The sequence below is a fragment of the Streptomyces sp. NPDC001678 genome, assembly GCF_042892945.1.
GTDB lineage: Bacteria > Actinomycetota > Actinomycetes > Streptomycetales > Streptomycetaceae > Streptomyces.
Genome location: NZ_JBIAUP010000007.1, coordinates 184775 through 203571, shown reverse-complemented (window position 1 = coordinate 203571; position 18797 = coordinate 184775). Strand labels below are relative to the sequence as shown.

Annotated in this window: 15 protein-coding genes; 8 read left to right on the top strand and 7 right to left on the bottom strand. The window is 73.7% G+C overall.

Going from position 1 to position 18797, the window contains the following annotated elements; all coding sequences use genetic code 11:
• The 5 genes from ACFYZR_RS17455 to ACFYZR_RS17435 all read right to left on the bottom strand — a co-directional run bounded on the left by ACFYZR_RS17455 (position 1) and on the right by ACFYZR_RS17435 (position 5581).
• Positions 1-1002, bottom strand: a complete 1002-nt coding sequence (locus ACFYZR_RS17455) for a hypothetical protein (protein WP_391911035.1) — start codon at positions 1000-1002, stop codon at positions 1-3.
• Complete coding sequence (locus tag ACFYZR_RS17450; protein ID WP_391911033.1) at positions 995-2230, bottom strand: 2-deoxy-scyllo-inosose synthase; 1236 nt, start codon at positions 2228-2230, stop codon at positions 995-997. Before ACFYZR_RS17450 ends, ACFYZR_RS17455 begins: the two co-directional genes overlap by 8 nt.
• 5 nt (positions 2231-2235) lie before the next feature.
• Positions 2236-3069 carry a DNA methyltransferase gene (locus ACFYZR_RS17445; RefSeq protein ID WP_391911031.1) on the bottom strand — a complete coding sequence of 278 codons (834 nt, stop codon included), beginning with the start codon at positions 3067-3069 and terminating at the stop codon, positions 2236-2238.
• 54 nt (positions 3070-3123) lie between these two features.
• Positions 3124-4368, bottom strand: a complete 1245-nt coding sequence (locus ACFYZR_RS17440; protein WP_391911029.1) for a DegT/DnrJ/EryC1/StrS family aminotransferase — start codon at positions 4366-4368, stop codon at positions 3124-3126.
• A gap of 319 nt (positions 4369-4687) precedes the next feature.
• Positions 4688-5581 (bottom strand): peptidoglycan-binding protein, encoded by an 894-nt coding sequence (locus ACFYZR_RS17435; protein ID WP_391911027.1) that lies wholly within the window; start codon positions 5579-5581, stop codon positions 4688-4690.
• Between the two features lie 252 nt (positions 5582-5833).
• On the opposite strand from ACFYZR_RS17435, the gene ACFYZR_RS17430 reads away from it, so the two are divergent.
• The 6 genes from ACFYZR_RS17430 (at position 5834) to ACFYZR_RS17405 (ending at position 12079) form a co-directional block, all read left to right on the top strand.
• Positions 5834-6721 (top strand): CAP domain-containing protein, encoded by an 888-nt coding sequence (locus tag ACFYZR_RS17430; RefSeq protein ID WP_391911025.1) that lies wholly within the window; start codon positions 5834-5836, stop codon positions 6719-6721.
• A 31-nt stretch (positions 6722-6752) separates the two neighbouring features.
• Positions 6753-7697 carry a peptidoglycan-binding protein LysM gene (locus tag ACFYZR_RS17425; protein ID WP_391911023.1) on the top strand — a complete coding sequence of 315 codons (945 nt, stop codon included), beginning with the start codon at positions 6753-6755 and terminating at the stop codon, positions 7695-7697.
• Positions 7698-7743: 46 nt separating this feature from the next.
• Entirely contained in the window at positions 7744-8799 is a 1056-nt protein-coding gene (locus ACFYZR_RS17420) for a basic secretory protein-like protein (protein WP_391911021.1), read from the top strand.
• A 53-nt stretch (positions 8800-8852) separates the two neighbouring features.
• Positions 8853-9566, top strand: coding sequence for a response regulator transcription factor (locus ACFYZR_RS17415; protein WP_391911019.1), 714 nt, complete (start codon positions 8853-8855; stop codon positions 9564-9566).
• Positions 9563-10975 carry a sensor histidine kinase gene (locus tag ACFYZR_RS17410; protein ID WP_391911017.1) on the top strand — a complete coding sequence of 471 codons (1413 nt, stop codon included), beginning with the start codon at positions 9563-9565 and terminating at the stop codon, positions 10973-10975. The genes ACFYZR_RS17415 and ACFYZR_RS17410 overlap by 4 nt, the downstream gene beginning before the upstream one ends.
• Before the next feature lie 99 nt (positions 10976-11074).
• The gene (locus tag ACFYZR_RS17405; protein ID WP_391911015.1) at positions 11075-12079 is read left to right on the top strand and encodes a lytic polysaccharide monooxygenase; all 1005 of its coding nucleotides are present in this window, start codon (positions 11075-11077) and stop codon (positions 12077-12079) included.
• A 72-nt stretch (positions 12080-12151) separates the two neighbouring features.
• Here ACFYZR_RS17405 and vph read toward each other — a convergent pair whose 3' ends face one another.
• Complete coding sequence (gene vph, locus ACFYZR_RS17400; RefSeq protein WP_391911013.1) at positions 12152-12991, bottom strand: viomycin phosphotransferase; 840 nt, start codon at positions 12989-12991, stop codon at positions 12152-12154.
• Positions 12992-13135: 144 nt separating this feature from the next.
• Here vph and ACFYZR_RS17395 point away from each other — a divergent pair, with 144 nt between their 5' ends.
• On the top strand, positions 13136-15355 hold the full coding sequence (locus ACFYZR_RS17395; RefSeq protein ID WP_391911011.1) for an NADP-dependent isocitrate dehydrogenase: 2220 nt from the start codon (positions 13136-13138) through the stop codon (positions 15353-15355).
• 247 nt (positions 15356-15602) lie between these two features.
• On the opposite strand, the gene ACFYZR_RS17390 is transcribed toward ACFYZR_RS17395, so the two are convergent.
• Positions 15603-15920 carry a hypothetical protein gene (locus ACFYZR_RS17390; RefSeq protein WP_391911009.1) on the bottom strand — a complete coding sequence of 106 codons (318 nt, stop codon included), beginning with the start codon at positions 15918-15920 and terminating at the stop codon, positions 15603-15605.
• A 179-nt stretch (positions 15921-16099) separates the two neighbouring features.
• Between ACFYZR_RS17390 and ACFYZR_RS17385 the strand changes: the two genes are divergently transcribed.
• On the top strand, positions 16100-18796 hold the full coding sequence (locus ACFYZR_RS17385; RefSeq protein WP_391911007.1) for a SpoIIE family protein phosphatase: 2697 nt from the start codon (positions 16100-16102) through the stop codon (positions 18794-18796).
• Position 18797: the final 1 nt, after the last annotated feature.

Below are 18797 nucleotides of genomic sequence, written 5' to 3'. Positions count from 1 at the left end.
TCACAGGGGCAGGGCGACGGCCCGGGAGCCGTGTGCGGTGAAGCGGAAGCGCAGTTCCACAAGGCCCGCGCCGGTCATGGCCCGGCGTACCGTCTGCCGCCGGTCGCGGGCGCAGACCAGCAGCAGGAAACCGCCGCCGCCGGATCCCAGCAGCTTCCCTCCGGCGGCGCCGGCCGCCAGCGCCCGGTCGTGCAGCTCCTGGAGCCAGGGGCTGCTGACGCGGGAGCCGAGCCGTGACTTGAGCCGCCAGTGCTCCTCGACGAGGGGGCCGACGCCGTCGAGGTCGCCCTTGCGCAGACAGTCGGCCATGTCGTCGGCGATGCGCCGGATCGCGTGGAGGCGCTCCAGCGCGTCGCCGTGGCCCGCCAGGGTGCGGCGGTTCTGTTCGGAGAGGATGTCCCCGGCGTCGCGGCTGATGCCGGTGTAGAAGAGCAGCAGCCGCTCCTCCAGTTCGGCGCGTACGCCCGGGTCGAGGTCGAGGCTTTCGGTCTCCACCCGGCCGGAGGGGGCGAAGCGGAGGATCCGGACGCCGCCGTGGGCCGCCATGTAGTGGTCCTGTTTGCCGACGGCCCGGCCCAGGTCCTCGATCTCGATCCGGCTCGCCGTCTCCGCGAGCGCGTCCGCGTCCGTGCCGGGGGCGTGGCGGTGGGCGGCGGCGTGGAGCACGGAGACGGCCAGGGCCGCCGAGCCGCCCAGCCCGCTGCCGCTGGGCACGTCGCCGAAGACGGTGACCTGGCGGTCGCGGATCAGCCCCGCGCGCGTCAGGCAGGCCCGCAGCATGGGGTCCGGGTGCCGCGCCGCCTCCGTCACGCTCTCGCAGGAGTCCGTGGCGGTGCGCAGCCGGCCCCGGAACTCGCGGGGGTGGACGGTCACGCCGACGTAGCGGTCGATGGCACAGGCGATCACCAGTCCGCCGTGGCGGGCGGAGTAGCTGGGGATGTCGGTGCCGCCGCCCGCCAGGGAGATCCGCAGGGGTGCGCGGGCCGTGACGATCTCAGCCATGGGCCTCGTGTCCCGGGTCGTGGCCCCCGCCGCACTCGCGGCCCCGGCGCAGCAGTTCGTGGACGGCGGCCCGGACCTCCCGGCGGGGCACCGGGGTGAGGTAGTGCTGCCCGAGGCCGAGCGGGACGCCCAGCGCGCCCAGCAGCACCATCGGGACGTCCGAGGAGGTGTGGGCCTCGTAGCCGCGCTTGTTGTCGAAGCCGATGTGGTGCATCACCGTCTCCGTGTCCAGCCCGGCGGTCAGGCAGCGGCACACCCCGACGCGCTCGATCAGCTCCTCGTGGGTGGCCACGGCGTCCGCGCCCAGCGCGCCGAGCCGGTGGGCGACGTCGGCCGCGACGGCCATGCCCAGGGCCACCGCCTCGCCGTGCTTGACGGGGACGGCCCGTGAGCCGGGGGCGGCGCTGGCGAGTTCCAGGGCGTGCCCGACGGTGTGGCCGTACTCCAGCAGCACGCCCGAGTACTTCTCGTGGGGGTCCTCCAGCAGCAGCCGGCTCTTGACCGCCAGGCTCAGCTCGAAGATCTCCTCCAGGTCCACCGCCGTGTAGTCGGCCTGGGGGCGCAGCAGCCGGCGCAGGGCGGTGATCTGGCCGGGGTCGATGGCGAGGGCGTTCTTGACGGTCTCGCAGGTGCCCGACCGCAGGTCGCGCGGGGAACCCGTGGCCACCACGCCGAAGTCGACGACGATCAGCTCGGGCGGGTGGTACAGCCCGACGGTGTTCTTGGCGTGCGTGGTGTTGACGGCCTGCTTGGCGGAGATCACCGAGTCGCAGGCGGCGATGACGGTGGTGGGGACGTGGACGAGCCGGATGCCGCGGAAGAGCAGCCCGGCCAGCAGCCCGGCGATGTTGCCGGGGATGCCGCCGCCGACGGCCACGACGACGGAGCGGCGGGTGACCTTGAAGTCCAGGGCGAGGTCGATGAACCGGGAGAGCGTGGCGAGGTTCTTGTGGGTCTCGCCGGGCGGGTGGGAGAGCAGCAGGGCGGGCGCGGTCTGCTCGACGACCCCCGCGAGCTTGCTGGCGACCACGCCCTGGACGGTGTCGTCGGTGACGAACACGAAGCGGTCCGCGTCCAGTGCGGTGAGCACCTGGGCCACGTCGTCGAGGCAGTCGTGCCCGAGCAGCACCCGGACGCGCCGGTCCCCGAGGGAGAAGTGCCGTTCGGTCAGGGGCGGCGGGGGGCCGTGGGGATCGGCCGGGGCCGGGGGAGGGAACTGGGAGTCCATCACCATCACCTTCGTAAAGCGTCGATGCGCCGCTCGGCGATCCCGGTCGCCTCGTTGGAGAAGTCGTTGCACGCCCAGGCGCGGCCGGTGGCCTCGGCGGCCAGGGCCGTGGCACCGGTCCCGGCGAAGGGATCGACCACGAGCTCGCCCTCCCGGGTGAGCAGGCGGATGAAGTACTCGGGCAGCGCCACCGGGAAGCGCTCGGCGTGGGCCCGTTCCCGCTCACCGGACGGATCGCCGGACGCGTCGGCGGGGCCGTGGTCGTCGGCCGCGGAGTCGCCCAGGACGAGGAAGTTGCCGTACGCCCGGGTGAGGTGGTTCTGGAAGCCGCGCACCGCTTTGACGTCCACGGGCACGTCTGGTGTCCTCGCCAGCCAGAACCACATGCTCACGCAGTCGTCGAGGCGCTCCCGGCGCCGGTCGCGCCACTCCACGTCGGCGTCCAGGAAGCCGGGGTTGTACCAGTAGAACTCCTGGAGCAGGTGCCAGTCGCCGCCGGCGAGCAGGCCGCCGATCGCGGAGAAGTTCTGCACGGTGCGCACGGGGGCGTCCTCCGCCCAGCAGCAGCCCAGCTCCATCACGAGGCTGCCGTCCGGCCGGAGCACCCGGGCGATCTCTTTGCGGAACGGGTCGAGCCACTTGACGAAGCCGGGGCCGGTGGGGTCGGCGGAGGAGGCCGTGAAGGGGCCGGTGAACCAGGGGGAGGTGACCACCAGCCGGGCGGTGGCGTCGGGCAGGGTGCGCAGGAAACCGACGGCGTCGCCCTGGGTGAGGGTTCCGCGGTCCGTCGACGTCACCGTGCGCACGGCGGCGGCGCCCGGCGCGGTACGGGAGGTCATGGCGTGCCCTTTCGTCGTGGGGCGGAGCTGCCGGGACGCGGACCTCGCTAGGCGTCAGACGACGCCCAGCCGGGTCCGGGCCGTCCCCAGCGCCGCGGCCACGAGCTCCATGCGCTCCGGCGGGGCGAGGAACATCCAGTGCGGGAGGACGACGGCGTTCTCCCCCGCGGCCTCGGCGACGGGCAGCTCGAACCGCGCCGGGTCCAGCTCCCGGGCCCGCCGCGGATCGGCCCCGGCCCCGGCCCAGCCGGAACTGAGCGGCTGGTAGAGGTCGTTGCGGTTGAGGGCCGAGTCGACGGGCTCGACATGCGCCCCGAGCTGCTGCGAGAGCAGGGCGGCGACCTTGTGCTTGGCCCCGTGGCCGAACACCTCGGGGCGCAGCCGGACACAGAACTGGTAGGCGGCCTCGGCGGTCAGCGCGGCGGGCCGGACGAGCGGGTACACGCCCTCGACGTCCCCGAGCAGCTCCTCCAGGCGCCGCATGGAGGCCCTGCGCAGGTCGTTCTCCTCGTCGAGCCGGCCGAGGCCGTCCAGCGCGACGGCCGCGTTGAACTCGCTCATGCAGTAGTTGTAGCCCTGCACGCCGGGCAGCTCCTCCAGCTCCAGCTCGCCGGGCGGGGCGCCCGTGCGGTGCCGGCGGCCGTCGGCCCGCTTGCGGTAGAGCCGGGAGTGGATCTCCGGGTCGGAGGTCACCGCGACGCCCCCCTCCCCGCAGGTGAGGAGCTTGGTCTGCTGCAGGCTGAACGCCGCCACATCGCCGAAGCTCCCCAGGCGGCGCCCGTGCCAGGTGGCGCCGTGCACATGCGAGCAGTCCTCCAGCAGCGCCAGGCCGTGCCGGCGGGTCAGCGCGCCCATGGCGTCCAGGTCCACGGCGGACCCGTACAGGTGCACCGCCATGACGACCTTGGTCCTGGGGGTGAGCGCCGCCTCGGCCGCCGCGACGGACATGCACAGGGTGTCCGGGTCGACGTCGACGAGCACGGGGGTCGCGCCGACGCGCAGGACGGAGGAGGCGCAGGCCACCCAGGTGAGGCCCGGGACGAGCACCTCGTCACCCGGGCCGACGTCCAGCGCCTCCAGGGCGACGGTGAGCGCGGCCGAGCCGTTGCAGGTGGGGACCGCGTGCGCGGCGCCGAGATAGCCGGCGAAGGCCCGGGCGAAGGACTCCTCGAAGGACCGCTCGCCGGTATAGGCGCCGCTGACCGTCCAGCGGCCCGACCGCAGCGCCGCGAGCAGGCGCTCCTCGGTCTGCGGGGTGTACCTCGGCCACGCGGGCCATGAGTGCGTGTGTGTCTTCAAGCTGCCGGACCTCCGTGTTCACCGGGCCACGAGTGTGGGGAGTGGGCCGAACGCCTACGGTGTCGCGCGCACGCCGTGCCGCCGAAGCGGAACGGGATTACCAAGAAGCGTACGCATGTGCGTGTGGCACGCGTCAACGACCGGTCGGCGGTTGGCGGATTGAGCTCGCCTCGACTCCGAGGGCCCCGGGACGTGGGGGAAGCTTGATTGTCCTGCGTGTGGTTGAGAACGGGGACTGTTGACACTTGTGTCAACTCGCCGCCAATGGCTGGTCCTTGACCGGAATTGCGCACCGGCGGCCGAGTGGCGACGGGGACGGTTACGAGCCGTACTCCTCGATCAGCCGGGCCAGCTGCCGGGGGCCCGGGACGCCGTCCGCGTCGGCGCCCGTGTCACCGATCATCAGCTGGTAGCGGCGCACCGACTCGGTGTCGGCCTCCGTCCACTCCGGGCCCGGCCCCACCCGGTAGGCCCCGCAGCCCGCCCGTACCAGCATCTCTCCCAGGCGGGTGATGTGCTCGCCGCTGCTGCCCGGGCCGTAGGCCGCGCCGTCGATCACGACCTGGCGGGGGTCGGTGGCGGTCCCGTCCGGCGTCTCCTCCTGTCCCTCCTCCTGTTCCTCCTCCCGGGCGGTGGGCCGGTCCTCCTCCCGGGGCGTGGGAGTGCCGCCGCCGGCCGGGATGTCGGACTCGTCGGCCTGCTCGCCGAAGTGGACGACGCCGGGGCGCCCCTTCCAGTCGGGGTCGGCCACGACGGCCCCCTCGGGGAAGTCCGGGATCCCGTACCCGTAGATGTACGAGGACTTGCGCGGCCGGGTCTTGAGGTAGACGCCGTCGCCCTCGGCCGAGCCGGAGTCGTTGGTGTTGCCCTCGATGGTGGTGATCTCGTCGTCGGTGTAGCCGATGCAGATGCCGGTGTGGTTGCCGCCGCCGGGGCCGAAGAACACCACACCGCCGACGGCCGGGTACTCGCTCCAGCGGCCGCGCTCCTGGAACCACTCCACGCCCGCCGGGCACCACGCGTAGCGCGGCACTATGTCGCCGTTACCGCTGCGGTCCGCGGCCCAGCTCACGAACATGCCGCACCACGCCTCTTCGTTCATGCCGTACCAGCGGCCGAACTTGTTGTCGTTGTCCCAGTGTCCGTCGGAAAAGCCCTCCTGGTATCCGATCTCGTCCCGGGCGACGCTGATGAATTCCTTTGCTCCGGCCATGGTTTAGCCCTCCTGGATTCCGTGAATGCTCACCGACACGGGCTGACGTGCGGCGATTGCCGTCGATCACCATGCCACACAAAAACCGGGAATGCGGTGCGCAAGGGCGGAATAGACGCCTCATCGACAAACCGTGAACGTGACGTCGACCGTTCTTCCATTTCCCGTCGACCGGCCGTTGATCCGCCCCCGGCAGCATGGCGATCGCCGAAAAGAATTCATCGCACCAAAGAATTGGGTGGCAAAGAGAAAATGGCTCCGCAGAACGGTCAGGCATATGTCCTTCGCTCGGCGACCGGTGTGGTCGCCGACGTCGACCACAGCAATACGGCGCCGGGCACGAGGATCCAGGGGTGGCCGGCCAACGGCTCCCGGGCCCAGAGCTGGGTCTTCTGGGCCAAGGACGGCGGCTCGTGGCTGCTGGAGACGGGCCTGACGCAGGGCACCCACGCCCCCGGCCAGGCGATGGTCCTCGACTACGACTTCTCCAACTGGCGCGCCCACCTCGTCAACGAGCACGGGCAGCCCAACCAGCTGTGGCGGCTGGAGGACGCCGGCGACGGCTACGTACGCCTCAAGAGCCTGCGCACGGAGGACGGCGACGCCTATCTGACCGCCGACGGCGCCGGCCGCTTCCTGGGCGTGTGGAAGTCCGACCCCGGCAGCGACGCCCAGCGGTGGCGGCTGGAGAGCGCCCCGTCCTCCGGCCAGGGCGGACAGGGCGGTCAGCAGCCCCAGCCGCAGCCGCAGCCTCAGCCCGGCGGCGGCTCCGCGGTCGAGCTGATGCTCAGCCTGGTCAACCAGGAGCGGGCGAGGGCGGGGGTGCCGCCGCTGCGGCTCGACGACCGGCTGTCCCTGGCGGCCCAGCGGCACTCGGAGGACCAGGCGCGCAACAACTTCCTCGGGCACAACGGCTCGAACGGCAGTACGTTCTTCGACCGCTTCCGGGAGGCGGGCGTCCAGAACCTCTTCGGCGGAGCCGAGAACGCGGCGCCCGTGACGGACGTGCGCCAGGCCATGGACATGCTCATGAAGAGCGAAGGTCACCGCAACAACATCCTGGGCCGGGGATACAGCCGCTTCGGCGCCGGCTTCGCCCCCGGCAACGGCGGCCGCTGGACCCAGGCCTTCGCCAACTGACACGCCCGCGAGCACGAGGAGCACACCCCCCATGGGCATCACCTGGATCCCCGGTGCCGAGCGCCTGGGCGACGGCGACATCGGCGGCGAGATGGACACCCCCGACGAGCCGCCCCGTATCGTCTGGCACACCACCGAAAGTGGCGCCGGCGACGCGGAGTTCGACTCCACCGCCGACTACCTGATGGAGATCGGCGCCGAGCCGCACCTGCTCTACGACCCCACGACCGACCGCCTCGGGCAGTTCGGCCCGCTGGACGAGAGCGCCCGCGCCCTGCGCAACGACGGCGACGACCGCACCAACCGCACGGGCCGCGTCTGCGTCCAGGTCGAGGTGCTGGCCCGGGCGGGCGAGCCCTTCACCGACTACTGGAAGCCGGGCCCGAACTTCGCCGCGCTGCTGGAGGCCGCCCGCTCCTGGGGCGTCCCGGACGCCTGGCCCGCGGGCGACCTCGCCTCCGACGGCTCGGAGTCCACCAGCCGCGACAGCGACACCTGGCACTCCGAGGGCGGCCACTACGGGCACGCCAACGTCCCCGGCAACGACCACTGGGACCCGGGCGCCATCTCGCAGTCCGCGGTCCTCGCCGCGGGTTCGGGCGACGCTCCCGCCGCACGCGACGAGGCACCGTCCGGCACGGCCGCCGACGGCGATGTCCCCGACGGCGAGGTTTCCGGCGTCGATGTCTCCGGCGTCAGCCTCGCGAACGTGATCGCCGCCGCCGGGAGCGACCCCGACGCCCCGCAGGGCGCGACCACCCACCGCGACGACGTCCTCGTCGTCGAACGGGCCCTGCACGCCGAGGGCTTGCTGTCCGCCGAGTGGCTGGACGGCTCCTTCGGCACCAGCACCCGGGACGCCTACGCCGAGTGGCAGAGCCGCTGCGGCTACGAGGGCGACGACGCCGACGGCGTCCCGGGCCGGACCAGCCTCGAGAAGCTGGGCGCGGAGCACGGCTTCCGCGTCACCGACTGAGCTTCCGCCGGACTCCCCTCACCCCACCACCGAAAGGCATCGTGACATGCCCGTCACCCCGCAGAACGGCCAGATGTTCGTCCTCCGGTCCGCCAACGGACTGACCGTCGACGTCAACTCCAGCCAGACCACCACCGGCAACCGGATCCAGGGCTGGAAGCCCAACGGCTCCAAGGCCCAGAGCTGGGTCTTCTGGGCCAAGGACAATGGCACGTGGCTGCTGGAGACCGGTCTGACCAACGGCACCCACGCCCCCGGCAAGGGCATGGTGCTCGACTACAACTTCAGCGCCGGGGTCACCCACCTCTTCCCCGAGCACGGCGACACCAACCAGCGCTGGCTGCTGGAGGACGCCGGCAGCGGCTGGTACCGGATCAAGACCGTGCGCGGCAACGAGGGCGACCGCTATCTGACGGCCGTCGGCGAGGGCGTCGCGCTGGGGCTGCGCGGCCCGGACTGGGGCGACCCGGGGCAGCGCTGGGAGCTGCTGCCCGTCGGCTCCTCCCGGCCGCAGCCCGGTCCGGGCACGGGCGTGCGGATCACCCTGGACGCCGGGCAGGCCCCCGACCTGGCCGGCTGGCTGGAGGAGCGGAAGCCGGTGCTGGAGGCCTGGTTCCCCAAGACCGTCGCGCTGATCATAGGCGACGCGTTCGCGGCCCCCGCCGGGTACCGGATCGTGCTCGACCGGTCCAACACCGGAGTCGCCTACGCCTCGGGCGACATGGTCAGCGTCAACCCCGACTACGTCCGCCGCAACCCGGGCGACACCGGCTTCCTGATCCACGAGCAGGTCCACATCATCCAGCAGAACCGCGTCCTCCCGGGGCACTTCGTGGAGGGCGTCGCCGACTGGGTCCGCAACTACCACTTCGAGAACGGCGGGCTGCCCTCCGTCGGGACGTCCGACAAGTACACCGACGCCTACCGGACGACGGCGTACTTCCTCAACCACGTCGCCACGCGCTACGACGGCGACATCGTGCGCAAGCTGAACGTCGCCGGCCACGACGGCTCGTACGGGCAGGACGGCGACAACCAGTGGTGGCGCGAGCGCACCGGGAAGACCGCCCAGCAGCTGTGGGACGAGATCCCCAAGCGCTGAGACCCGTCTCATCCGGCTCATGGGCCTCACCCGTATGGCGTACGGTGCGGCCCATGGCAAGACTGCTCGTCGTCGAGGACGATCCGTTCGTGCGCTCCGCGCTCATCCGCCAGCTGACCGAGGCCGCGCACACCGTGCGCAGCGTGGGCACGGCTCTCGAAGCACTGCGGGAGGTGGCACAGGTCGGCTTCGACGCGGTCGTCCTCGACCTCGGGCTGCCGGACCTCGACGGGGCGCAGGCGCTGAAGATGCTGCGCGGCATCACCGACGTGCCGGTCATCGTGGCCACCGCGCGGGACGACGAAGCCGAGATCGTCCGCCTGCTCACCGACGGCGCCGACGACTATCTCGTCAAACCCTTCTCCGGCGCCCACTTGACGGCCCGCGTGGCCGCCGTGCTGCGCCGGGCGGGCGGGGGCGGCGGGGCGGGCGAGCCCGAGCCGCCGAGGGTGCTGCGGGTGGGCGCTCTGACGGTCGACCCGTTACGGCGCCACGCCGAACTCGGCGGCGACGCGCTCGACCTGACCCGGCGCGAGTTCGACCTGCTGGCCTACCTCGCCGGCCGGCCGGGCGTCGTCGTCCCCCGCAAGGAACTCCTCGCCGAGGTGTGGCAGCAGTCCTACGGCGACGACCAGACCATAGACGTCCACCTGTCCTGGCTGCGCCGCAAGCTGGGCGAGACCGCCGCCCGGCCGCGCTACCTGCGCACCGTCCGCGGGGTCGGTGTGAAGCTGGAGGCGCCGCCGACGGCCGTGGAGCACGCGTGAGATGGGCGCTGATCAGGGTCTCGCTCGCCGTCACCGTGATGGTGGTGCTCGCCTTCGCCGTGCCGCTCGGGCTGGTGGTCAGGGAGCTGGCCCGCGACCGGGCGTTCGCCGACGCCGAGCGCCGCGCCGCCCGGATCCGGCCCGCGCTCGCCGTCACCGCCGACCGCGACCGGCTGGAACGGGCGGTCGCCGGCTCGCGGGCCGGGGGCGAGGGGCGGCTGGCCGTCCATGTGCCGGCCGGCACCGGCGGCACCGGCGCCCATGAGGCGTACCGCATCGGCCGCGTCCGTGCCGCCCCGCGCGATGTGGAGACGGCCCGCGGCGGCCGATCCGCCGTCGCCCCCGTGCCCGGCGGCTATGTGCTGCTCCAGCCGACGGCCCTCGCGACGGGCGGGTTCGCGGTGGTCGAGGTCTACGTGCCGCACGAGGCGGTGGGCGCCGGCGTCACCGCCTCCTGGCTGGTCCTCGCCGGGACGGGCCTCGGCCTGGTCGTCGGCGCGGTCGCCGTCACCGACCGCCTCGGCACGCGCCTGGTACGCCCGGCCGTGCGGCTCGCCGAGGCCGCCGGCGCGCTCGGGGAGGGGCGGCTGGAGGTGCGGGTGCGCGAGGAGGGGCCCGCCGAACTGCGCGCGGCGGCAGCGTCGTTCAACGCCATGGCCGACAAGATCGTACGGCTCCTGGAGGGCGAACGGGAGCTGGCCGCCGACCTCTCCCACCGGCTGCGCACCCCGCTCACCGTCCTCCGCCTCAACGCCGCCTCGCTCGGCGACGGCCCGGCCGCCGAGCAGACCCGCTCCGCCGTCGCCCAGCTGGAGCGCGAGGTCGACCAGCTGATCCGTACGGCACGGGAGCGGGGCGAGCGGCAGGCGCGGCCCGCGCCCGGCTGCGACGCCTGCGAGGTGATCCGCGACCGGATGGCCTTCTGGTCCGCCCTCGCCGAGGACGAGGGCCGCACGGCACGGCTCGCCGGCGCCGCCGCGCCGGCCAGGGTCCCGGTGCCCCGCCCCGAACTCGTCGCCGCGCTCGACGCGTTGCTCGGCAACGTCTTCCGGCACACCCCCGAGGGCACCGCCTTCGCGGTCGACGTCCACCACGGCGAGGACGCCGTGATCGTGCTCGTCTCCGACGCCGGCCCGGGCATCGCCGACCCCGGCGCCGCCCTCCGCCGGGGCCACGGCGCCGGCGGCCCCGGCTCCACCGGCCTGGGCCTGGACATCGTCCGCCGCGTCGCCGAGTCGACCGGCGGGGACATCCGCATCGGCCGGTCGGTACTCGGCGGAACGGAGGTGCGCGTGTGGCTCGCCCTGGCCGGCGGCCGCCCGCGCCGGGGAGCCCGCCGCCGACGGCGGGGCCGGGGCGCGTCCCGGCGCGGGACACCCGGTCTGAGCGCCGCCTCAGGGCCGTCTTAAGAGAGGCATAAGGACTGGCCGGTAGCGCTTTCGACGGGCGTTCACGCGGGCCGGCGGGGCTAGCGTGCGGGGCGTTCCGCTTCACGAAGGAGACCCCCCATGGATGTTCGTCGTACGACCGCGCGCCGCGCCGCCCGGGTCGGTGTGCTCGCTGCCGGGCCGCTCGCGCTCTCGGCCCTGGCCACCGGCCCGGCCGACGCGCACGGTTCGATGTCGGACCCGGTGAGCCGGGTGGCGGCCTGTTTCGCGGAAGGGCCCGAGCACCCGCGCTCGGCCGCGTGCAAGGCGCTGGTGGCGGCCGGCGGCACCCAGCCGCTGTACGACTGGAACGAGGTCAACATCGGCACCGCCGCCGGCCGGCACCGGCAGATCATCCCGGACGGCAAGCTGTGCAGCGCCGGGCGCGCCAAGTACCGGGGGCTGGACCTGCCGCGCGCGGACTGGCCCGGGACGCGGCTGAGCCCCGGCGCCCACACGTTCCGCTACCGGGCGACCGCCCCGCACCGGGGCACGTTCGAGCTGTACATCACGAAGGACGGGTACGACCCGAAGAAGCCGCTGAAGTGGTCGGACCTGGAGGCGAAGCCGTTCGCCAAGGTCACCGACCCCACGCTGCGGAACGGAAGTTACGTCTTCGACGGGAAGCTGCCGAAGCGGTCGGGCCGGCATCTGATCTACAGCGTCTGGCAGCGCTCGGACAGCCCCGAGGCGTTCTACACCTGCTCCGACGTGGACTTCGGCCGTTCCCCGGACGCGAAGGCCCCGCTCGCCGCCGCCCCCGGCGAGCAGCAGATCGCCGCCGAGGCCCACAAGTCGACGGTCTCCCACGGCGGACACGGCGGGCAGGGCGGCGAGGGCGGCGCGGGCGGGCACGGCGGTGAAGCCGGGCACGCGGCAGCCGCCCCGGCCCCGCACACCGTCGCCGCGGCGCCCGCCGCCGTGAAGGCCGCAAACGCCCCCGCCGCCCAGGGCGGGCAGCTCGCCGAGACGGGCGGCGACGACCGCACCGCCGTGATGGCCCTCGCCGGAGCCGGCGCCCTGGCGGCCGGCGGCACCGCCATCGTCCTGACCGCGCGCCGTCGGCAGGCCCGCGACCGGGCCTGACCTCCCCGCGCCGCGTACCGCCGGGGTGGGCATCGGTGCCGCCCCTGCGGTACGCCGCGTTCCGGCCCGGGCTCAGCGGTAGCCGGCCAGGCCGTCCGCCAGCTCCTCCTCGTCGCCGTCGCGGCGTGCGTACAGGGCCTGCTGGAGGGCGAAGGTGCCGCGGATCGCGGCGACGCGCCCGCCGACGCCCTCGTCCGGCCCGCGCAGCCCGATGACCCGCCGCAGCAGCTCCTCGCCGTGGCCGGCGCCGATGGCCGCGAGGTCCTCGGCGGGGTCGCCGAGGGAGACCTCGTCCCAGTCGACCACTCCGCTCAGCCTCGGCAGCCCGCCGGACGTGTCCCACAGGACGTTCTCGCGGCCGAGGTCGCCGTGGACCACGGCCGTGGTCAGGTGGGGGAGCGCGTCGAGGGCCGCCAGCTCGCGCCCGGCCCGCTCCCGCCCGGTCGCGGACATCAGCGGGAAGAGCTCGGCCCGCACCCCGTCCGCGAACGCGCGCCACCCGCCCTCCGGCGCCCCCGGCAGCGCCGCGCGGACCTTCTCGTCGGCACCCGCCGCGGCGAGCCCGGCGAGCAGGGCGGCGTACTGCTCGGCGACGGCGTCGAGGGCGCCGGGTGCGGCGAGGGCGTCCTCCCCCAGCGGGGCCCCGGGGATCCGGCCGAGCACCAGATGGGCCGGGCCCTCCTCCAGCGGCTCCGGGGTGCGGAAGCCCAGGTCGACGGTGGCGAGGGCGCGCAGCACGGCGGCCCGCCGGGGCAGCCGGGCCGCCGCCGCGCCGGTGCGGGCGAAGCACACCACGCGCGTGCCGCCGATCACCACCTGGTGGAACTGTCCCCGGTGGACGACCAGCTCCCCGGCCCGCTCGCCCGGCAGCAGCCGCTCCAGCAGGGCCCGGTGCTCCTCCAGCACGTCCACGGCGGGCGGATCCCCTCTTTCGTCCGGTCTTCCGTCCGGCCCCGGTGCCCCCGAAAGGCCCCGGGGCGGGGTCCTGTCGAAGAGACGCCCGGTACGAGATATCTTGATGTCAAGCAATGTTATAGACGTGGAGCGGAGCACCCGGTGACTGACTCGACCATCATCTATACCCACACCGACGAGGCGCCGGCCCTGGCGACGCATTCCTTCCTGCCCGTGGTCAAGGCCTACGCCTCGCAGGCCAGGGTCACTGTGGAGACCCGTGACATCTCCCTGGCGGGCCGGATCATCGCCGGCTTCCCCGAGTACCTCGAGGAGGGCCAGCGCGTCGCCGACGCCCTCGCCGAGCTCGGCGAGCTGGCCAAGACGCCCGGTGCCAACATCATCAAGCTGCCGAACATCTCGGCCTCGATCCCGCAGCTGAAGGCCGCCGTCGCGGAGCTCCAGGCGCAGGGCTACGCGCTGCCGGACTACCCGGACGACCCGAAGACCGACGAGGAGCGCGACATCCGCGCCCGCTACGACAAGGTCAAGGGCAGCGCCGTCAACCCGGTCCTGCGCGAGGGCAACTCCGACCGGCGCGCCCCCGCCTCGGTGAAGAACTACGCCAAGACCCACCCGCACCGCATGGGCGCCTGGACCTCCGAGTCGAAGACGAACGTCGCCACCATGGGCGCCGACGACTTCTGCTCCACCGAGAAGTCCGCGGTCATCGCCGAGGACGGCGCGCTGCGCATCGAGCTGGCCGGTGACGACGGCTCCACCACCGTCCTGCGCGAGTCCGTGCCGGTGCTCGCCGGCGAGGTCGTCGACGCCTCCGTCATGCGCGTCGCGGCGCTGCGCGAGTTCCTCACCGCGCAGGTCGCCCGTGCCAAGGCCGAGGGCGTGCTGTTCTCGGTGCACCTGAAGGCCACGATGATGAAGGTCTCCGACCCGATCATCTTCGGTCACGTGGTCCGCGCCTTCTTCCCGAAGACCTTCGCGGCGCACGGCGGCACCCTGGCCGCGGCCGGCCTGACCCCGAACGACGGCCTCGGCGGCATCTTCAAGGGCCTGGAGGCGCTGCCCGAGGGCGACGCGATCAAGGCGTCCTTCGAGGCCGAGCTCGCCGAGGGCCCGGCCCTGGCGATGGTCGACTCCGACCGCGGCATCACCAACCTCCACGTCCCCAGCGACGTCATCGTCGACGCCTCCATGCCGGCCATGATCCGCACCTCCGGCCACATGTGGGGCCCGGACGGCCAGGAGGCCGACACCCTCGCCGTGCTGCCCGACAGCAGCTACGCGGGCGTCTACCAGGTCGTCGTCGACGACTGCCGCGCCCACGGCGCCTTCGACCCGGCCACGATGGGCACCGTGCCCAACGTCGGCCTGATGGCCCAGAAGGCCGAGGAGTACGGCAGCCACGACAAGACCTTCGAGATCCCGGTCACCGGCACCGTCCGCCTGGTCGACCAGGCGGGGAACGTCGTCCTGGAGCAGACCGTCTCCGCCGGCGACATCTTCCGCGCCTGCCAGACCAAGGACGCCCCGATCAAGGACTGGGTGAAGCTGGCCGTCACCCGCGCCCGCGCCACCGGCGACCCGGCCGTCTTCTGGCTCGACGAGAACCGCGCCCACGACGCCAACCTGATCGCCAAGGTCCGGCAGTACCTGCCGGAGCACGACACCGAGGGCCTGGACATCCGCGTCCTGTCCCCGGTCGAGGCGACCAAGCTGTCCGTCGAGCGCATCCGCCGCGGCGAGAACACCATCTCCGTCACCGGCAACGTGCTCCGTGACTACCTCACCGACCTGTTCCCGATCCTGGAGCTGGGCACCAGCGCCAAGATGCTGTCGGTCGTCCCGCTGATGGCGGGCGGCGGCCTCTTCGAGACGGGCGCGGGCGGCTCCGCCCCCAAGCACGTCCAGCAGCTGGTCAAGGAGAACTACCTGCGCTGGGACTCGCTCGGCGAGTTCTTCGCGCTGGTCCCCTCCCTGGAGCACTTCGCGAAGACCACGGGCAACCAGCGCGCCCAGGTCCTCGCCGACGCCCTCGACCGCGCCACGGCGACCTTCCTCAACGAGGACAAGTCCCCGACCCGTCGCGTCGGCGGCATCGACAACCGCGGCAGCCACTTCTACCTGGCCATGTACTGGGCCCAGGAGCTGGCCGCGCAGACCACCGACGCGGACCTGGCCAAGGCCTTCGCCCCGCTCGCCGAGACGCTCACCGCCAACGAGCAGAAGATCGTCGACGAGCTGAACGCCGTCCAGGGGCAGCCGGCCGACATCGGCGGCTACTACCAGCCCGACGTGACCAAGGCCGAGGCCGTCATGCGCCCGTCCGCGACCTTCAACCAGGCCGTCGCGACCCTGGCCTGACCCACGCCCGGACCCGGCCCGGACGGCCCACCGCCGTCCCGCCGTACGCCCGGCACACCGCCCCGACCGGCACCCGCCGGCCGGGGCGGTCCCGTATCCACGCCACCCGGCGGCCGCACCGCGGGGAACAGGGGAGTGGCGCGGGACCGGCGGGACCAGCGGGACGCCCGGGGCCGGCGTGGCCCGGACAGGCCGCCGCCCGGGCCGGTGTCCGGCCCGGGCGGCGCGCTCGGTGCTCCGTGCCGGCTCAGCGCGGGTTGAAGATCACGCTCTGGAAGCCGGCGCCCTGCGGCGCCTGCTGCCCCGGGGCGAGCCGGGTCGCGTCCCCCTTGCACTTCTTCTTGGAGTAGACGACGAGCGGCGTCTTGGTCTCGTTCCGGGCGGCGCGGGCCTCCTGCCCCATGTCGTAGCACTTGTTGTCGGGCGGGTTCTGGATGGAGTAGGCCTTCGCCTTCGGGCCCAGCCAGAGGAACTGGCCGTTCGCGGCGACCGCCGTGCTGCCGGGCAGCGTGACGGCGAGGAGAAGGCCCCCGAGGGCGGCCACTGCGGTGCGGATCAGGCGCATCACGGATCCTTGGTCTCGATTGCGGGGCGGGAGGGCGATTGGGCCCGATATGGTCAACGACGCTCGGCCCGTCCCGACACGCGCCCGGGCGCGCCGGACCGCCTCCGGGCCGGCCGGTGGTCGCCCGGTGTGACCGCGTACCGTTCGCGCGGCGGAAGGCGGCAGGGTAGACATGGGGTATGGCCCGAAGCCAGGGCCGCTCCTGGAGGCCCTCGGGCCGTTGGTTCGCCGTGGCGAGCACCCGTAGCGTCGCCGGACAGATGTTCGTGCTGCAGGTGCTGATCGTCGTGCTGCTCGTCGTGGCCGCGGCGGTCACCCTGCTGCTCCAGGCGCGGAGCGACAGATTCCAGGCGGCGCGCGACCGCTCGCTCGCCGCCGCCGAGGCGTTCGCCCACGGCCCCGGCATGGTGGCCACGCTGCGCGGCCCCGACCCGTCCGCCGTGCTCCAGCCCCTGGCCGAGGACGCCCGCCGCAAGGGCGGGGTCGACTTCATCGTCGTGATGAACCGGCAGGGCATCCGCTACTCCCACCCGGACCCCCGGCTGATCGGGAAGAAGTTCGTCGGCACGATCGGGCCCTCGCTTCAGGGCCGCACCACCGTCGAGGACGTCAACGGCCCCCTGGGCGAGGAGCTCCAGGTCGTCGTCCCGGTGACCGACCACGGCCACGTCGTGGGCATGGTCGCGTCCGGGATGAAGGTCAGCCGGGTGAGCAGCGCCGCCGACCGGCTGCTGCCCGTGGTGCTGATCGCCGGTGCCATCGCGCTGCTGCTGGCCACGGGCGGCACCTGGCTGGCCAGCAGACGGCTGCGGCGCCAGACCCATGGCCTGGGCCCGGCCGAGATGACCCGGATGTACGAGCACCACGACGCGGTCCTCCACGCGGTGCGCGAGGGCGTGGTCATCGTCGGCGGCGACGGCCGGGTCATGCTGGCCAACGACGAGGCCCGCCGGCTGCTGGACCTGCCCCCGGACGCCGAGGGCAGGCCCGTCGACGACCTGGGCCTCGACCCCCGGATGGCGGAACTGCTGGTCTCCCGCCGGGTCGCCACCGACGAGGTGATCCCCGTCGGGGAGCGGATGCTGGCCGTCAACAACCGGCGCACCGACCGCGGGGGCGGCCCGCCCGGCAGCGTGGCCACGCTGCGTGACTCCACCGAGCTGCGCGCGCTCGCCGGCAAGGCCGAGGTCGCCCGCGAACGGCTGCGGCTGCTCTACGACGCGAGCGTGGCCGTCGGCACCACCCTGGACGTCAGGAGCACCGCCGAGGAACTCACCCAGGTGTCCTCCCCCCGCTTCTCCGACTACACCACCGTCGACCTCTCCGAGCCCGTCCTCCACGGCGAGGAGCCCCGCCCCTCGACGGCCGGCGCCCCGGAGCTGCGCCGGGTCGCGGTCAGCGGCGTCCGCGACGACCACCCCCTGTACGGGGCGGGCGAGCTCCACCGGTTCGCGGCGCCCACTCCGCAGGCCCAGGGCTTCGTCAGCGGGCACCCCGTGCTCGTACCGGACCTCTCGACGTCCACCGGCTGGCGCACCCAGGACCAGATGCGCACCCAGCAGATCCTGGACTACGGCTTCCACTCGCTGATCACCGTGCCGCTGAAGGCGCGCGGCGTGCTGATGGGCATCGTCAACTTCTGGCGCACCGAGGGGAGCGAGCCCTTCGAGGAGGAGGACCTGTCCCTGGCCGAGGAGCTGGCCGCCCGTGCCGCCGTGTGCATCGACAACGCCCGCCGCTTCACCCGCGAGCACGCCATGGCCGTCACCCTCCAGCACAGCCTGCTGCCGCGCGGCGTGCCCGAGCAGAGCGCCCTCGACATCGCCTACCGCTATCTGCCGGCCCAGGCCGGGGTGGGCGGCGACTGGTTCGACGTCATCCCGCTGCCCGGCGCCCGGGTCGCCCTCGTCGTGGGCGACGTGGTCGGCCACGGCCTCCACGCCGCCGCCACCATGGGGCGGCTGCGCACGGCCGTGCAGAACTTCTCCGCCCTCGACCTGCCCCCGGACGAGCTCCTCGGCCACCTCGACGAGCTGGTCGCCCGCATCGACCAGGAGGCGGCGGAGGCCGGTGGGGAAACCGGTGGGGAAACGGGCGGGGGCGCCGCGATCGCGGGCGCCACCTGCCTGTACGCCATCTACGACCCCACCTCCGGCAGCTGCAGCCTGGCCCGCGCGGGCCACCCCCTGCCGGCCGTGGTCACCCCGGACGGCGAGGTCACCTTCCCCGAGCTGCCCGCCGGCCCGCCGCTCGGTGTGGGAGGCATGCCCTTCGAGGCCATGGAGCTGACCCTGACCGAGGGCAGCAGCCTGGTGCTCTACACCGACGGCCTCGTCGAGGACCGCCGCCGTGACTTCGACACCGGCCTGACCATCCTCGCCCACACCCTGGCCCGGCCGGGCCGCACGCCCCAGCAGACCTGCGAGGCCGTCCTGGAGGCGCTGCTGCCCGCCGAGCAGACCGACGACATCGCCCTGCTCGCCGCGCGCACCCGGATCCTGGAGCCCGGGCGGTCGGCCGAGTGGGAGCTGCCCTCCGACCCGGCCGTGGTGGGCCGCGCCCGGGCCGACGTCACCCGGCAGCTGAGCGAGTGGGGGCTGGAGGAGGCGGTGTTCACCACGGAGCTGATCCTCAGCGAGCTGATCACCAACGCCATCCGGCACGCCTCCGGCCCCATCCGGGTGCGGCTGCTGCGCGAGCGGGTCCTCATCTGCGAGGTGTCCGACACCAGCAGCACGGCCCCGCACCTGCGCTACGCGGCGGCGGAGGACGAGGGCGGCCGGGGCCTGTTCCTCGTCGCCCAGCTCGCCGAGCGCTGGGGCACCCGCTACACCCCCGAGGGCAAGGTCATCTGGGCCGAGCTGCCGCTGGCCTGAG

What these genes read in the sequence shown, in the direction of transcription:
- ACFYZR_RS17455 (WP_391911035.1), bottom strand. Translation starts at nt 1,002, where the DNA reads ATGGCTGAGATCGTCACGGCCCGCGCACCCCTGCGGATCTCCCTGGCG.
- ACFYZR_RS17450 (WP_391911033.1), bottom strand. Translation starts at nt 2,230, where the DNA reads ATGGACTCCCAGTTCCCTCCCCCGGCCCCGGCCGATCCCCACGGCCCC.
- ACFYZR_RS17445 (WP_391911031.1), bottom strand. Translation starts at nt 3,069, where the DNA reads ATGACCTCCCGTACCGCGCCGGGCGCCGCCGCCGTGCGCACGGTGACG.
- ACFYZR_RS17435 (WP_391911027.1), bottom strand. Translation starts at nt 5,581, where the DNA reads ATGGCCGGAGCAAAGGAATTCATCAGCGTCGCCCGGGACGAGATCGGA.
- ACFYZR_RS17430 (WP_391911025.1), top strand. Translation starts at nt 5,834, where the DNA reads ATGGCTCCGCAGAACGGTCAGGCATATGTCCTTCGCTCGGCGACCGGT.
- ACFYZR_RS17425 (WP_391911023.1), top strand. Translation starts at nt 6,753, where the DNA reads ATGGGCATCACCTGGATCCCCGGTGCCGAGCGCCTGGGCGACGGCGAC.
- ACFYZR_RS17420 (WP_391911021.1), top strand. Translation starts at nt 7,744, where the DNA reads ATGCCCGTCACCCCGCAGAACGGCCAGATGTTCGTCCTCCGGTCCGCC.
- ACFYZR_RS17415 (WP_391911019.1), top strand. Translation starts at nt 8,853, where the DNA reads ATGGCAAGACTGCTCGTCGTCGAGGACGATCCGTTCGTGCGCTCCGCG.
- ACFYZR_RS17405 (WP_391911015.1), top strand. Translation starts at nt 11,075, where the DNA reads ATGGATGTTCGTCGTACGACCGCGCGCCGCGCCGCCCGGGTCGGTGTG.
- ACFYZR_RS17390 (WP_391911009.1), bottom strand. Translation starts at nt 15,920, where the DNA reads ATGCGCCTGATCCGCACCGCAGTGGCCGCCCTCGGGGGCCTTCTCCTC.
- ACFYZR_RS17385 (WP_391911007.1), top strand. Translation starts at nt 16,100, where the DNA reads ATGGCCCGAAGCCAGGGCCGCTCCTGGAGGCCCTCGGGCCGTTGGTTC.